Source organism: Comamonas sp. FG99 (assembly GCF_057808605.1).
Map to the genome: position 1 here is coordinate 123,130 of NZ_JBMDII010000001.1, position 13,327 is coordinate 136,456.

A 13,327-nucleotide genomic window follows, 5' to 3' on the forward strand; every position below is an offset into this window, starting at 1 on the left:
CTCCTAGGGTTGAACGGCGGCGGGGCCAAGCACCGGCGGCGCGCCCCGGCTTTCGGCGCCGGGCGCCACCATGGGGTTGCGCACCAGCTTCAGCGCGCCCAGCTCGGGGTGCTGCACGGTCTGCAGCATCTGGCGGTGCTGCACCTGCGGGTGGGCGAAGACCTGCTCCAGATCGTTGATGCGGCCCCACGGGATGCCGTGGGCATCGAGCGCCCGGCCCAGCGGCTCCACCTGCCATGCGGCGAGCTTGCCGCGCAGCAGTGGGCGCAGCTGGCGCAGGTTCGTCAGCCGCCCGGCGTTGCTGGCGAACTCGGCCGACCGGTGCCAGTCGGCCTGCACCAGGCCGCAGAAGGCGGCGAACTGCGTGTCGTTGCCGATGGCCAGGATGATGTAGCCGTCCTCGCAGGCAAAGACCTCGTAGGGCGCCAGGTTCGGATGGGTGTTGCCTATGCGCTGCGGGCTCTCGCCCGAGGCCAGGTAGTTGGCGGCCTGGTTGGCGTTCATGGCCACGGCCACGTCGAGCAGCGCGATGTCGAGGTGCTGGCCGGCGCCGGTGCGCCCGCGCTGCACCAGCGCGGCCAGCACGGCGCTGGTGGCGTACATGCCGGTCATCAGGTCGACCACCGCCACGCCGGTGCGCAGCGGGCCCGCGCCGGGCTCGCCGTCCGCGATGCCGGTATAGCTCATCAGCCCGCCCATGCCCTGGAAGATGTAGTCGTAGCCCGGCTTGTGGGCAAAGGGCCCGCTCTGGCCGAAGCCGGTGACCGACAGGTAGATCAGCCGCGGGTTGAGCGCCGCCAGCGTCGCGTAGTCAAGCCCGTAGCGAGCGAGCGTGCCCACCTTGTAGTTCTCCACCAGCACGTCGGCAGCGGCGATCTGGCGCAGCAGCCATTGGCGGTCGGCCTCGTTGGCGAAATCGGCCGTGACCGATTGCTTGCCGCGGTTGCACGACAGAAAATACGCTGCCACCTTCTCGCCGCTGGCAGCCTGCACGAACGGCGGGCCCCAGCCACGGGTGTCGTCGCCTTGCAGCGGGCGCTCCACCTTGAGCACCTGCGCGCCCAGGTCGGCCAGGTTCTGCGTGCACCACGGCCCGGCCAGAATGCGCGACAGGTCGACCACGCGCAGCCCCTCCAATGCGCTCGCCAGCATCATGCCTGCTCCGACGCTTGCGCTTGTTGCACGATCCACGGCGCGGGCAGCCAGTACTCGCCGTGCTGCGCATGCAGCTCCCGCAGGCGCTGCAGCAGCTGCTTCCAGCCCAGGGTCTGGGCATGGAACATGGGCCCGCCGCGCCAGGCCGGAAAGCCATAGCCGTTGACGTAGACCACGTCCACGTCCGAGGCGCGCTGCGCGATGCCCTCCGCGACGATACGCGCGCCCTCGTTGACCAGCGCGAGCAGGCAGCGCTCGACGATCTCTTCGTCGCCGATGGCGCGGCGCGTGATGCCGGCCTCACGCGCGCAGTCGGCGATGATGCCGTCCACGGCAGGATCGGGAATCGGCGTGCGGCTGCCCGCCTCGTAGCGGTAGTAGCCGGCGCCGGTCTTCTGGCCGAAGCGGCCCTGCTCGCAGATGCGGTCGGCCACCTGGGAGTAGCGCAGGTGCTTGGGCCGCGTGGGCGCCAGGCGCTTGCGCGTGGCCCAGTTGATATCCATGCCGGCCAGATCGGCCATGGCCAGCGGCCCCATCGCGAAGCCAAAGCCCTGCATGGCCGCATCGATCTGCGCCGGCGTGGCGCCCTCTTCGAGCAGAAAGCCCGCCTCGCGCCAGTAGCCGGTGAGCATGCGGTTGCCGACAAAGCCCTCGCACACGCCGACCAGCACCGGTATCTTGCCTATGGCCACCGCCATCCGCATGCAGCTGGCGATCACCTCGCCGGCCGTGCGCGCGCCGCGCACCACCTCCAGCAGCTTCATCACATGGGCCGGGCTGAAGAAGTGCAGGCCGATCACGTCCTGCGGGCGGCCGGTGACGGCAGCGATCTCGTCGATGTTCAGGCGCGAGGTATTGGTCGCCAAAATGGCGCCCGGCTTGCAGATACGGTCCAGCTGCGCGAACACCGCGCGCTTGACCGCCATGTCCTCGAACACCGCCTCGATCACCAGGTCGGCATCGGCAAAGGCCGCGATGTCCAGCGTGGGCTGGATGCGCTGCATGCGCGCTTGCACCTCTGATTGCGGCAACGCGCCCCGGGCGGCCGAGATCTCGTAGTTGCGCTGCACCAGCGCCAGCCCGCGATTGAGCGCGGCCTGCTCGCGCTCGCACAGCAGCACGCGGTAGCCGGCGTTGGCAAAGGCCATGGCGATGCCGCCGCCCATGGTGCCGGCGCCCAGGATGGCCACGCTGCGGATGGCGCGCGTGGCCGTGCCGGCAAACTTGGCCGCTTCCTTCTCGGCAAAGAACAGGTGGCGCAGCGCCTTCGAGGGCACGCCGGCCACCAGCTCGTCGAACAGCGCGCGCTCGCGCTCGAGCCCGGCCTCGAATTCCAGCTCGGTGGCGGCCCGCACGCAGTCCACCGCGCTGCGCTGGGCGATGGCGTTGCGCGCCTTGGGGTTCACCGCCTGGCGCTGCGCCGCGAAATCCATGCCTTCGCAGTCTGCGGGCGGGCGCTCGGCGAGCACCGGCGGTACCTTGCCCGCCTGGGCCAGGGCAAAGGCGATGGCGGCAGCCTCGCGCTCGCCGTCGATGACCGCATCGACCAGGCCCAGCGCCAGGGCCTTGCGGGCGTCCACCGGCTTGCCGGAGGTGATCAGCTGCAGCGCCGCCGGCGCGCCGATCAGGCGCGGCAGCCGCTGCGTGCCGCCGCCGCCGGGCACCAGGCCCAGGTTTACCTCGGGCAGGCCCAGGCGGGCCGATGCCTCGGCGATGCGGTAGTGGCAGGCCAGCGCCAGCTCCAGCCCGCCGCCCAGCGCCACGCCGTGGATGCAGGCCACCACCGGCTTGGCAGATGCCTCGATCATGCGGTTCACATCGCGCAGCATGGGCTGCGCGCTGGCGGCCGGGGTGTTGAACTGGCGGATGTCGGCGCCGCCGCAGAACAGCTTGCCGGCGCCCTGCAGCACCACGGCGCGCACCGCCGCGCTGGCCGCGGCGCGCGCCAGGCCCTCAGCCAGGCCGCGGCGCACCGTGTCGCCCAGGCCGTTGACGGGCGGATTGTCTATGGTGATCAGCGCCACGCCGCCGCGCTCTTCGTAGCGGACGGTGTCGGTCAGGCAAATGGATGCGTAATCAGTCATATTCGAGTGGGTATCGTTGTCGGTCCTGCGGCTACAGCGACGAGGCCAGAATGGCCGTGGCCTCGCTGGAGAGCACGCCGCCGTTGCCATGCACCAGCGCCACCTCGGCGCCGGCCACCTGGCGCGCGGCCTGGGCCTCGGCGCGCAGCTGGGTCACCGCCTCGATGATCAGGAAGATGCTGTACATGCCCGGGTGCACGCACGACAGGCCCCCGCCATTGGTGTTCATGGCGAAGTCGCCGCCCGGCGCGATGCGCCCGCCCTCGATGAAGGCGCCGCCCTCGCCCTTCTTGCAAAAGCCCAGGTCTTCGAGGAACAGGATGGGGTTGATGGTGAAGGCGTCGTAGAGCTCGACCACGTCGATATCCGCTGGCGCAAGGCCCGCCTGCGCGAAGGCCTTGCGGCCCGAGTCCACGGCCGGCGTGACGGTCAGGTCCTCCATGCACGAGATCTGCCGGTGCCAGTGCGCAAAGCCGCTGCCTAGCACGTAGATGGGCTTGGCATGCAAAGCCTTGGCGCGCTGCGCCGAGGTAACGACGATGGCGCCCGCGCCGTCGGTCACCAGGCAGCAGTCAAGCGCGGTGAAGGGGTCGGAGATCATCCGGGCATTGAGCACGTCGTCCACCGCCAGCGGCTTTTTCGAGAAGGCGTCGGGGTTGAGCTGCGCCCACTGGCGCGCCGCCACCGCCACCTCGGCCAGCTGCCGGCGCGTGGTGCCGTACTGGTGCATGTGGCGGGCGGCGGCCAGCGCGTAGCTGGAGACCGGGTTGAAGGCCTTGTACGGGTGCTCGTAGGGCTGCGGGTCCAGCTCGGCGCGCATCTGGTTGATCTTGGAGCTGCTGGGCGCGCTGCGCGGCGTGGCGCCGTAGCAGATCAGCACGTTCTCGCATTCGCCGGCATCGATCGCCAGCTGCGCGATCTTCAGGTCGGCGATGAAGGCCGAGCCGCCGAACATGGTGCTGTCGGAAAACCGCGGCCGGATGCCCAGGTATTCCGCCATGCGCATCACCCACCAGGGCGAGGTCAGGCTGGAGGTAATGATGCCGTCGATATCGCCCTTGGCGAGGCCGCTGCGCGCGATGGCCAGGCTGGCCGCCTGCGCGATGATCTCCTGCTCGGAGGCACCGCCGGCATGGCCCATGCCGGCGAGGCCCGTGCCCAGGATGGCGATGGAGCCGCGAGAGGTATTCATGCCTGTGCCTCCAGCGCGGTAAACACCAGCAGGGGCGCCTCGTCCACGGTGTCTATGCGCGAGCGCACCGCCATGCCGATGCGCACCTGCTCCACCGGCGTGCCGACCACGCGGCTCATCAGCCGCGGGCCTTCGTCCAGGTCAACCAGCGCCACGGTGTAGTCGGCGTCGCTCCCCTTGCGCACGATGGTCACGGAATACACCACGCCCCGGCCCGAAGGCGCCTGCCATTCGAGCGCCTGCGAGCCGCAATGCGGGCACAGCACGCGCGGGTAGAAGTGGAACTTGCCGCAGCCCGTGCAGCGCGGTATCTCGAAGCGCCCCTCGGCCAGCGCGCCGAAATAGCGCTGGTCGCAGGCCTGGGCCGCCGCCGACTGCGGCGTACTGGTATCACGCATGCTCATCTTGTTTCACTCTTCCACACTCACGCCGGTATCGGCCACCACGCGCTTCCACTTGTGCACCTCGGCGGCGACGAAGCTGCGCGTCTGCGCCAGGTCCATCACACCCAGCGGCTCGCTGTACTGCAGGCGCAGGCGCTCGGCCATCTCGGGTGCGTTCATGATCTGGTTGATCTCGCGGTTGAGCAGCGCCAGCACCGGCGCCGGCGTGCCGGCGGGCGCATACAGGCCCAGCCAGGTGTAGACGTCGAAGTCCTTGAAGCCCGCCTCGCGCAGCGTGGGCAGCTCGGGAAACAGCTTGCTGCGCTCGGCCGCCATGTTGGCGATGGGGCGCAGGCGGCCCGACGAAATGAAGGCCGACACGCTCATCGAATCCTGCACCGCCATCGGTATCTGGCCCGCCACCGCATCGTTGGTGGCCGGCGCCGCGCCCTTGTAGGGCACATGGGTGAACTTGTAGCCCGTCAGCTTGCGCAGCCACTCGCCGCCCAGGTGGGTGGAGCCGGCCGCGCCGGCGGTGCCGAAGGGAATACTGGGCTGGGCCTTGGCCCAGCTCAGGAACTCGGGCAGGTTCTTCGCCGGCACGCTGGGGTTCACCACGATCAGGTTCGGCGCCTTGGCCAGCACCGCCACCGGCTCCAGGCTCTTGAGCGGGTCGTAGCCCACCTTCTTCATCGCCGGCGCGATCACATAACCGGTGGCGCCGACCAGCAGGGTGTAGCCGTCGGCGTGCTGCTTGGCCACGTATTCCGTGCCCACCTGGCCGGCCACGCCGGGCCGGTTCTCGATGATGAAGGGCTGCTTGAGGCGTTCGGACAGCTCCTTGGCCAGCGCGCGGCTGACGATGTCCGTCATGCCTCCCGGCGGAAAGGCCACCACCACCGTCACCGGCTTCACCGGATAGGCTGGCGCCTGGGCCCGCGCCACCGCCCACGGCGCCGCGGCAGCGGCCAGCAGCGCGGCCCTGCCAATGATGGAACAAACCCTGCCCTGCAGCGCGATGGCCATACCCTGTCTCCTTGCGTTTTGATTGATCTTCGGCACGCAGGCAGTGTATGAACGGGTGCCCGGCGGCACCATCCGAAAGATTCGAACGCTGCGTTAGAGGATTTGGAAAGGAGCTGCTCGGGCCGCGCTGCTCAGGCCTGGGCGCGGGTCATCGCCACCTGCGGGTCTTCCAGCAGGAAGTTCACGAACTCGGTGATGAAGCCGGGAAAGCGTGCGTCCTGCCGCACCACCAGGCTGAGCTCGCGCAGCGCCCAGGGCTCGTCGAGGTGCACGACCGCCAGCTGCCCGCTCCTGGCATGCTGGCCCAGCACGCTGGTCGGCACCAGCGCCACGCCCACGCCCGAGGCCACCAGCGACAGCACGGCCTCGAAGTTGTGCGCATGCAGGCGCGTGCGCACGCCGCGGCCCACCTTTTGCGCGGTGTCGCGCAAAAAGAGATAGTTGCTGCTGCTGCGCGCCATGCAGACGAAATCGAAATCCAGCGCCGCCCCCAGCCGGATCGACGGCTGCGACGCCAATACATGGTCGCGCGGCGTGACCACGACCAGCCGGTCCACCGCGTAGGGCTGCACCGCCAGGCCCGGCACCTCGCAGGGGCCGGCAAAGATGCCCACGTCGGCCTCGCGCGCCAGCACCGCGCCGGGAATGTCTTCGCTCTGGCGCTCCTCGATGTCGGCGTCTATGCCCGGGTAGGCCACCAGAAAGCGCCCCAGCGTGGGCGTGACGAAGCCATTGAGCGAGCTGCTGTTGGCCACCAGCCGCACATGGCCCTTGACGCCCGAGATGAAGCGGCTGACATCGCCCTGCATGCGCTCTATGCCCTCGAACAGCTCGCGCACATGCGCCAGCACCGTCTCGCCCGCGGGCGTCAGCTCCATGCCGCGCGGATTGCGCTCGAACAGCAGGGTGCCCAGCGCCTGCTCCAGGTTCTTGAGCCGGTAGCTGGCCGACGATGGCGTGATGAATACCGCGCAGGCGCCGGCGGTGAGGCTGCCGGCCTGGGCGATTTCCAGGAAGAGGCGCAGGTCCGAGAGTTCGTATCGCATGGCTGCCGGCGATACTACCGCGTTTGCTCAAGCTGGGCGCGCCAAGCGCCAGGCTTCACGCGCCATCAGGCTCCATCAGGCCTAGGACCGGCGGCCCAGCCCATACAGGCCGAGCAAGGCCAGCGCCACCCCCAGCAGCGCCCGGGCCCAGGCGCCCAGCACGGGCACCGGCGTGGGTGCCTGCGGCGCCACGGGCGGGGCGGCCTTCACCGTGACCGTCGCCGGCACCTCCACGCAGGCCAGCGGCGACTGGCTGTCGCACAGCTGGTAGGTGAGCGCATAGACACCCGCGGCGGTGGCGGCGGACACCGACACCGCGCCCGTGCCCGGATCGAGGCGGATGCCGGCCGGCCAGCCCTCCTTGGCAAGCACCAGCGCATTGCCGCCGGCGCCCAGCACGGCCGGGCTGCCATTGACGCCGTCATTGCTCGCAACGCCGGCAATCGCCACCGAATCGGCGCCGGCCAGCGCCTCGCCGCTGTCCGGCAGCGGATCGAAGCTCGACCAGCGGCCCGCGCCGCTGGTCTGGAAGTACTGGCTCTCCCCACCCGCGGAGACATCGGCATAGGCGCAGAAATCGTTGGCCACCATCTTGCACGGCGCTTCGTGGGCAATGCCATCGTTGGCCTGGCCCAGGCCGTTCAGCAGCGACAGCACATCCATCTTCTGCTCCACCACATGGGGCGGCAGCGGCGCAAAAATGCCCAGGAAATACCCTGAGATATTGCCCGCGCCGTCGGTGGTGACGGATGCCCCGCTGGGCACCGGGCTGCCCGGGTTCGCCGGGGCGAACGCACTGTTGCCGGCAGCATAGGCATGCACGCCATCGTTGAAGCTCCAGTCCTGCACCAGGTTCAGCCCGCCAGGGCCGATATCGGTCAGCTCCGCCAGGCCGGCAGGCAGGCGTGCAGGGCTGCTGAAGCGGCCCGTGACCATCATGGAACTGTCGTAGGGCGGCGGCAGCGGCACCGATGAGCCGCCGCCCAGCCCCTGCACATCGGTATATGGCTGCCCCACGTAGACATAGGTGGTCGCGGCAGCGCCCGCTGCCGCCCCCACCCCAACAGCCAACACGAACGCGCCACATGCCTGCCTCAAACCCATGCATATCCTTCCCGATCCATCCGAGGATCTTAAAAATCAATAAAAAATAAATGATTAATTTATTTTATTTATTGATAAGCAAAAATGCACACCAAATCCATCAACATTCACATTTGTTGACAGAATCAGCAGGGGCTAAGCAGGAATTCAAGCGGCGCAACGAACCCAAGATGGTGCATTGGCATGGGGAAGCCTTGCCGCGGCAAGGCGCGAGCGGGGAGCGGCGCTCCAGCGCAAGCGAGCAAAAGTTGTGAGGGCGGCAGGCGCGGGCGGCTAGCTAGCGCCAGCGGCAGAGATTGCTGCCGGTGGTGGTCAGCTGCAGGCTGCCGCCCACCCATTCAAGCCAGGCCAGCGCCACCAGGTCGTCGATGACCGATTCGTCGATCTCGTTGGCGCGGCGCTGCTGCAGCAGCTCGGCCACATGGGGCAGTTCGGCACGAAGTGCGTCCTGCCTGGGCTGAGGAAGAAGCGCTTGGTTCATAGAAATCCTTCGTGCCAGAACACTGGCCTATGGGCTGAATATATCAGTAGCCGCGGCGATCGCCACCGAAGCCACGGCCGCCGCCGCCAAAGCCGCCGCCGCCAAAACCACCACCGCTGCGGGGTGCGCGCGGCTCCATCGGGCGGGCTTCGTTGACCACCAGGTTGCGGCCGCCCATCGACTGGCCGTTCAGGCCCTGGATCGCAGCCTGTGCCTCGTCCGCGCTGCCCATCTCGACAAAGCCGAAGCCCTTGGAGCGGCCGGTGTCGCGCTCCATCATCACCTTGGCCGATTGCACTGCGCCAAAGGCGGAGAAATGTTGTTCCAGATCGGCGTCGCGCACCGAATAAGACAGGTTGCCGACGTACAGTTTGTTGCTCATAGCGAGCCTTTCATGAAAAACGCCATGGTACATGGCGTGGGGAAACAGCGGCGCAGCGCACCGCGAAAATCAACGAGACGGACCGCGCGCGGCTCCGTGGCCTGCGGAGGAGCGGTTTTCCAGATGGCGGAAGGTGATGCGCCCCTTGCTCAGGTCGTAGGGCGACAGCTCCAGCGACACGCGATCGCCGGAAAGAATGCGGATGCGGAACTTGCGCATCTTGCCGCCGGTATAGGCAATCAGGGTGTGGCCGTTGTCCAGCGTCACCCGGAAACGGGAATCGGGCAGCACCTCGTCCACCTTGCCTTGCATTTCAATCAATTCTTCTTTGGCCATGGCCTCTCCTCGGTCAGATCAGGCGAATGCCTGAGGGTGGTGTATCCAGCGGCGCCCCTGCGTTGCCGCGTGCAGCAATGCGCTTTCGCGGGTGATGAACTCGGGCGCGAAGGTATAGATACGGTCGTTGGTGCTGCGGCCCTGGCCGCGGCGAATGGACACCGATGCGGTATAGCGGCCGCTTGCTGCCAGGCGCGACAACGGTGTGATCAGGTATTTGCCCACCGTGAACGGCAGGACTGCGGGTAACTTCATAGAAAAAAACAGGTGCCGCCGAAGGCAGGCAGAAAGACAAGGCATGCGGCGCGCAAACTGCGCAATGGCGCGTGTGCCGCATGGACAGTCACGGTTGCGGTGCCAGGACCGACCGGTGTAGGGCTTGCCGTAGAGAGAAAGTTGACCACCAAAGCGGCCTCAGCGGGGCGCGGTGGCATCAGGAGTGCGGTGTTGGGGAACCGCTGCCCATGTCAGACCTTGCTGCAGTGAAGGTAAGCAATTAACTGCAACCCGCCTAGTGTACAGCCTTTTGGTTTTCGGGCCGGTGCCAGGGGATTCAGCTGGCATCGCCCATGCCATTGAGCACGTACGGCCCAGGAAACGAGATGGCAAAAATGGAAACCTTGCCACAGCTGAGTTGACTTTTATTTGCAGTGAAAATTCTCACAAATACAAATAATAAATTAATAGTGGATAACAATTATAAAAATAAATTATCAATAGCCAGTGCGATTCACACAGCCATCCCGTCGGCACCGAATCCACAGAGGAGATCTTTCATCATGACTTCCGCTCCAATGCTGCGGCATGCAGTTGCCGCTGCCGCACTGGCCCTGCTGAGCGTTGCCGCCCAGGCCCAAAGCAGCAATCAGGCGCCAGTCCTCACAGCGCCGTCGAGCCTGTCAACCAACCAGGACACCGCACTGCCCATCGCCGGCCTGTCGGTGGCGGATGACAGCGCCAGCCTCGATACCGTGGTCACCATCCCTGCCAATACCGGCACGCTCGCTGCCGCGGCAAGCAATGCCAGCATCACCGGCAACAACACCGCTTCGCTCACGCTTAGCGGTTCGCCTGCGGACATCAGCACCGCGCTGGCCGGCTTGCAATACACGCCGGCCGCCGGCTACAACACGGGCACGCCGGATACGCCCTTCAACCTGAGCGTGACCAGCACCGATAGCGGTGCCACGGGGCTGCCGCTGAACCTGCCGCCGCTCAACGGCAATGTCGGCTTCCGGGTAGTGCCTGCCGGCTGGACCTACGCCACCAGCCGCTTGAATAGCGACAATCCCAACGATATTGGCAACTCGCCCAACATCATCTCCGGCAACGGCCCGCATCCGGAAATTCCGGGCTACGCGATCTCGCACATAGAAGGTACCTCAAGGGATGGCGGCACCATGGTCTACCTGGAGGCCAATCCCACCGGCGGCCAGGAGAACATCGAAACGACCCTGAGCGGCCTGGTTGCCGGCCAGACCTACAGCTTCTCGCTGCAATGGCAGCAGGCCCAGGCGGTCAACCCCGACTATCCGCCGATCACCAGCGTCTATGGCGGGCGACTGCGCGTGATTGTCGATGGCAGCCCGCATGACTTCACGTCGTCCGGCGGACTGGATGACAGCTGGCAGGATGCGGTCGTGAGCTTCGTGGCATCGGGCAGTACCGCCAAGGTGGTACTGACGATCACGCCGCCAGACCCCGCCACGGTCACGCCAGACTCCAATGGCAACGGCATCGCTATCGACGGCGGCACCTTCGCGGCCGAGCCGCTGTCTGCCACTGCCAATATCGCCATCTCCGTGGTACCCAAGGCCGAGCCCCCGCAGCCAAGCCGGGCCGCAACACCCGTGCCCCTGGGCGGCGCCGGCTTTGCCGCGCTGCTGGGCTTGCTGCTGACCGGGTTTGCCGCATGGGGCCGCAGCCGCCGCAACCATTGAGTGCACGCACGGCCCGTGCCTGCCGCAGGCCGCTATAGGTTATAGGTTCTCGCCCAGGAACTTGGCGATGGCGGACTGAATTTCCGCATGCACCGCCTTGCGCTCCACGCCCGATGGATCGCAGCAGATATCCGGGGCGATTTTGCGCAGCGCGGGTTCGCAAACGTCCGTGAAAACCCAGTGGTTGCCCGCAATGAAGCGCAGCACCGGCTGGCTCGCCAGGGCCGTGGCAAGCCCCAGCCCATTGGGTTCACCCGCAAGCTCGCTCTGCCGGGGACGCAAGATCAGCACCGGCGCCGCCACGGACAACAGGCCCCGGCGCTCGAAAGGCAAGGCATACGGGTCCAGCAGCACGATGGCCCTGGCGGCAAGCGTCCAGTTCCCGGCCTGCCGGCCCGTTGACGGATCCTGCTTGGAAGGCCCCGCGGCGGGGCCAGGATCGCAAGACATGAAGTCATCGCGATGCACACTGCAATACGCGCGAAAACGGTCGACGCTTGGCGTGGCACCCGCGGCTTCCAACACCACGGCACCGCCCAGCGAATAGCCCAGCAGGCCGAGCCGCCGGGTGTCGAGATGAGCGGCCAGGCGCGGGTCTGCCGCTACCGCTGCAAGCGCCTGGCCCAGTTGCCGGGTACGGACGGCCAGCGGCGCCTGGCGGTGCAGCGGCGCAACCACCACATATCCGCTCCTGGCAAGTCCGGCGGAGAGATCGCGCAAAATCAACGGGCTGCCGCCGGTCGGCCCGCCGCCATGGGACAGCAGCACCACGGGAAAGCGGCCCGCGGCAAACGGCGCATCGCGCGTCGCGGGTATGGCCGCTGGCCCGGCCTGCCAAGGCACTTCATCAACCGTCGTCGGGTACCACACCAACAGCTCGAAAGGCCTGTCCGCCGAAGCAGGCAACGTCGCTACCCCAGCCCTGTACGAGGCCGTTTGCATTTGCGTTTGAGACAGGGCAAGGCTTGGCCCCAGAATGAACAGCGCCAGCACGGCCAGCAGACTGCGAACAACAAACATCATTCCCTCCCCTCCATTGATCACTCGCTCCAGCTGAAGCGGCCCGGGCCGTTCTTCTGGATCATCAGCACGACATCGCGGGTGGTCTTGCAGACCCACTCCTGCTTGGATTTCTCCAGCCGCGCGCGCTCGGCGTGCACCGCCTCGGGCACCAGCGCCGCCGCCAGGGCGCAGCTTGGCTTGCGCACCGATTCGTACTGTATCCATTGGATGCGTCCAGAGGCCATCGCGGCGGCCGCCAGCCGCTGGGTGGCGCCATAGTCGCTGCCGTGCCTCCAGAGAGGGGAGAGCTCCACCCAGGGCGGCGCCATCAGGTTGATCGCCCGCCCGCGCACCGAGGCCTGGAAGAAGGTGTGTTCGGTGACCAGCTCGCCCGCCGCCAGCCCCGCGCTGTCGAGCAGGAAGCGCATGCGCCAATAGGCGATCTCGGAGCAGGCCCCCTCCAGCGTGGAAGCCCCATACCACAGGCCGCTGTGGTGCGCCGGCCGAAAGCGCGAGCCGTGCTGCGGCACATAGCGAAACGGACTGAGCAGCAGGTAGTGCTGGCCCGCGGGCGCCGCGGGTGCGGCGGGCTTGCTGGCCTCCAGCAGCTCCTCCAGCAGCGCCTGCTCCTGCAGCGAGTCCACCAGCTTCATGGAGGCCGCGATGTACTGGGTCTCAACGCCGCGCCAGGCGCCCTCCATGCTCAGGTCGGCCGCATGCGCCTGCAGCCAGGCGGGCTCCAGCCAGGGCTCGGCGCTCATGTCGCGGCCCGCATGCCGTCCAGATAGTCCAGCGTGCGGGTGAGCCCGTCCACCTTGCGGATGAGCTGGTTCGGAATGCCCCGCAAGGCCTTGTTGTGGCTCGACATCCAGGCAGCGCGCCTGGCTTCGTCGCCCCCCACCAGCGGGTCGAGCGAGCGAAAGAGCCGGATCAGCATCAGCGCCAGCTCACCCTCTTTGTCGTTGATGCCTATGGTTCTGGACTGGGCCTTGAGCCGCGATACGGAGGCCTCGCTGACACCCAGCACCGCAGCCAGCCCGGCATTGTTCAAGCCCAGCTGCTGCGCCGCGCGGAGAGTGGCCTTGGTGACCACGGCGGCGGGATCGGGCGTGGCGCGGGGGGATGCGGGCATGTTCGAGCTCCAATCTGCGGTGCCAGCGGTGTTCGCCAGCTTCAGCGGATCATACCGGGATTGG

At 67.5% G+C, this 13,327-nt stretch carries 15 protein-coding genes; 1 reads left to right on the forward strand and 14 read right to left on the reverse strand.

What is annotated here, in order from left to right:
- Positions 1-3: 3 nt before the first annotated feature.
- From ACODRX_RS00540 to ACODRX_RS00590, 11 genes are all read right to left on the reverse strand, one after another.
- The gene (locus tag ACODRX_RS00540; protein WP_488869252.1) at positions 4-1,152 is read right to left on the reverse strand and encodes a CaiB/BaiF CoA transferase family protein; all 1,149 of its coding nucleotides are present in this window, start codon (positions 1,150-1,152) and stop codon (positions 4-6) included.
- A complete protein-coding gene (locus tag ACODRX_RS00545) occupies positions 1,152-3,239 on the reverse strand; it encodes a 3-hydroxyacyl-CoA dehydrogenase NAD-binding domain-containing protein (protein WP_488868952.1) in 2,088 nt (695 codons plus the stop codon). Before ACODRX_RS00545 ends, ACODRX_RS00540 begins: the two co-directional genes overlap by 1 nt.
- Positions 3,240-3,270: 31 nt before the next feature.
- Positions 3,271-4,431, reverse strand: coding sequence for a thiolase (locus ACODRX_RS00550; RefSeq protein WP_488868954.1), 1,161 nt, complete (start codon positions 4,429-4,431; stop codon positions 3,271-3,273).
- Positions 4,428-4,829 carry a Zn-ribbon domain-containing OB-fold protein gene (locus tag ACODRX_RS00555; protein WP_488868956.1) on the reverse strand — a complete coding sequence of 134 codons (402 nt, stop codon included), beginning with the start codon at positions 4,827-4,829 and terminating at the stop codon, positions 4,428-4,430. Before ACODRX_RS00555 ends, ACODRX_RS00550 begins: the two co-directional genes overlap by 4 nt.
- A 12-nt stretch (positions 4,830-4,841) precedes the next feature.
- On the reverse strand, positions 4,842-5,840 hold the full coding sequence (locus tag ACODRX_RS00560) for a tripartite tricarboxylate transporter substrate binding protein (RefSeq protein ID WP_488868958.1): 999 nt from the start codon (positions 5,838-5,840) through the stop codon (positions 4,842-4,844).
- 131 nt (positions 5,841-5,971) lie between these two features.
- Positions 5,972-6,886: a LysR family transcriptional regulator gene (locus ACODRX_RS00565; protein ID WP_488868960.1), complete on the reverse strand. Its 915-nt coding sequence runs from the start codon at positions 6,884-6,886 to the stop codon at positions 5,972-5,974.
- Positions 6,887-6,967: 81 nt separating this feature from the next.
- Entirely contained in the window at positions 6,968-7,960 is a 993-nt protein-coding gene (locus ACODRX_RS00570) for a hypothetical protein (protein ID WP_488868962.1), read from the reverse strand.
- Positions 7,961-8,267: 307 nt separating this feature from the next.
- Positions 8,268-8,471 (reverse strand): hypothetical protein, encoded by a 204-nt coding sequence (locus tag ACODRX_RS00575; RefSeq protein WP_488868964.1) that lies wholly within the window; start codon positions 8,469-8,471, stop codon positions 8,268-8,270.
- A 43-nt stretch (positions 8,472-8,514) separates the two neighbouring features.
- A complete protein-coding gene (rbp, locus tag ACODRX_RS00580) occupies positions 8,515-8,853 on the reverse strand; it encodes an RNA-binding regulator (RefSeq protein WP_488868966.1) in 339 nt (112 codons plus the stop codon).
- 69 nt (positions 8,854-8,922) lie between these two features.
- Positions 8,923-9,189 carry a translation initiation factor IF-1 gene (gene infA / locus ACODRX_RS00585; protein ID WP_488868968.1) on the reverse strand — a complete coding sequence of 89 codons (267 nt, stop codon included), beginning with the start codon at positions 9,187-9,189 and terminating at the stop codon, positions 8,923-8,925.
- 18 nt (positions 9,190-9,207) lie between these two features.
- On the reverse strand, positions 9,208-9,444 hold the full coding sequence (locus ACODRX_RS00590; RefSeq protein WP_488868970.1) for a DUF6566 family protein: 237 nt from the start codon (positions 9,442-9,444) through the stop codon (positions 9,208-9,210).
- Between the two features lie 524 nt (positions 9,445-9,968).
- On the opposite strand from ACODRX_RS00590, the gene ACODRX_RS00595 reads away from it, so the two are divergent.
- Positions 9,969-11,129: a hypothetical protein gene (locus ACODRX_RS00595; protein ID WP_488868972.1), complete on the forward strand. Its 1,161-nt coding sequence runs from the start codon at positions 9,969-9,971 to the stop codon at positions 11,127-11,129.
- 39 nt (positions 11,130-11,168) lie between these two features.
- On the opposite strand, the gene ACODRX_RS00600 is transcribed toward ACODRX_RS00595, so the two are convergent.
- From ACODRX_RS00600 to ACODRX_RS00610, 3 genes are read right to left on the reverse strand one after another with little or no spacing between them, the layout of a single operon-like run.
- Positions 11,169-12,152 (reverse strand): alpha/beta hydrolase family protein, encoded by a 984-nt coding sequence (locus tag ACODRX_RS00600; protein ID WP_488868974.1) that lies wholly within the window; start codon positions 12,150-12,152, stop codon positions 11,169-11,171.
- Positions 12,153-12,169: 17 nt separating this feature from the next.
- Positions 12,170-12,892: an RES family NAD+ phosphorylase gene (locus ACODRX_RS00605; RefSeq protein WP_488868976.1), complete on the reverse strand. Its 723-nt coding sequence runs from the start codon at positions 12,890-12,892 to the stop codon at positions 12,170-12,172.
- Positions 12,889-13,263: an MbcA/ParS/Xre antitoxin family protein gene (locus ACODRX_RS00610; protein ID WP_488868978.1), complete on the reverse strand. Its 375-nt coding sequence runs from the start codon at positions 13,261-13,263 to the stop codon at positions 12,889-12,891. The genes ACODRX_RS00605 and ACODRX_RS00610 overlap by 4 nt, the downstream gene beginning before the upstream one ends.
- Positions 13,264-13,327: the final 64 nt, after the last annotated feature.

Excerpts from the sequence above, each read along its gene's own strand:
- ACODRX_RS00540 (WP_488869252.1), bottom strand. The coding sequence starts at position 1,152 with ATGCTGGCGAGCGCATTGGAGGGGCTGCGCGTGGTCGACCTGTCGCGC.
- ACODRX_RS00545 (WP_488868952.1), bottom strand. The coding sequence starts at position 3,239 with ATGACTGATTACGCATCCATTTGCCTGACCGACACCGTCCGCTACGAA.
- ACODRX_RS00550 (WP_488868954.1), bottom strand. The coding sequence starts at position 4,431 with ATGAATACCTCTCGCGGCTCCATCGCCATCCTGGGCACGGGCCTCGCC.
- ACODRX_RS00555 (WP_488868956.1), bottom strand. The coding sequence starts at position 4,829 with ATGCGTGATACCAGTACGCCGCAGTCGGCGGCGGCCCAGGCCTGCGAC.
- ACODRX_RS00560 (WP_488868958.1), bottom strand. The coding sequence starts at position 5,840 with ATGGCCATCGCGCTGCAGGGCAGGGTTTGTTCCATCATTGGCAGGGCC.
- ACODRX_RS00565 (WP_488868960.1), bottom strand. The coding sequence starts at position 6,886 with ATGCGATACGAACTCTCGGACCTGCGCCTCTTCCTGGAAATCGCCCAG.
- ACODRX_RS00575 (WP_488868964.1), bottom strand. The coding sequence starts at position 8,471 with ATGAACCAAGCGCTTCTTCCTCAGCCCAGGCAGGACGCACTTCGTGCC.
- rbp (WP_488868966.1), bottom strand. The coding sequence starts at position 8,853 with ATGAGCAACAAACTGTACGTCGGCAACCTGTCTTATTCGGTGCGCGAC.
- infA (WP_488868968.1), bottom strand. The coding sequence starts at position 9,189 with ATGGCCAAAGAAGAATTGATTGAAATGCAAGGCAAGGTGGACGAGGTG.
- ACODRX_RS00590 (WP_488868970.1), bottom strand. The coding sequence starts at position 9,444 with ATGAAGTTACCCGCAGTCCTGCCGTTCACGGTGGGCAAATACCTGATC.
- ACODRX_RS00595 (WP_488868972.1), top strand. The coding sequence starts at position 9,969 with ATGACTTCCGCTCCAATGCTGCGGCATGCAGTTGCCGCTGCCGCACTG.
- ACODRX_RS00600 (WP_488868974.1), bottom strand. The coding sequence starts at position 12,152 with ATGATGTTTGTTGTTCGCAGTCTGCTGGCCGTGCTGGCGCTGTTCATT.
- ACODRX_RS00605 (WP_488868976.1), bottom strand. The coding sequence starts at position 12,892 with ATGAGCGCCGAGCCCTGGCTGGAGCCCGCCTGGCTGCAGGCGCATGCG.
- ACODRX_RS00610 (WP_488868978.1), bottom strand. The coding sequence starts at position 13,263 with ATGCCCGCATCCCCCCGCGCCACGCCCGATCCCGCCGCCGTGGTCACC.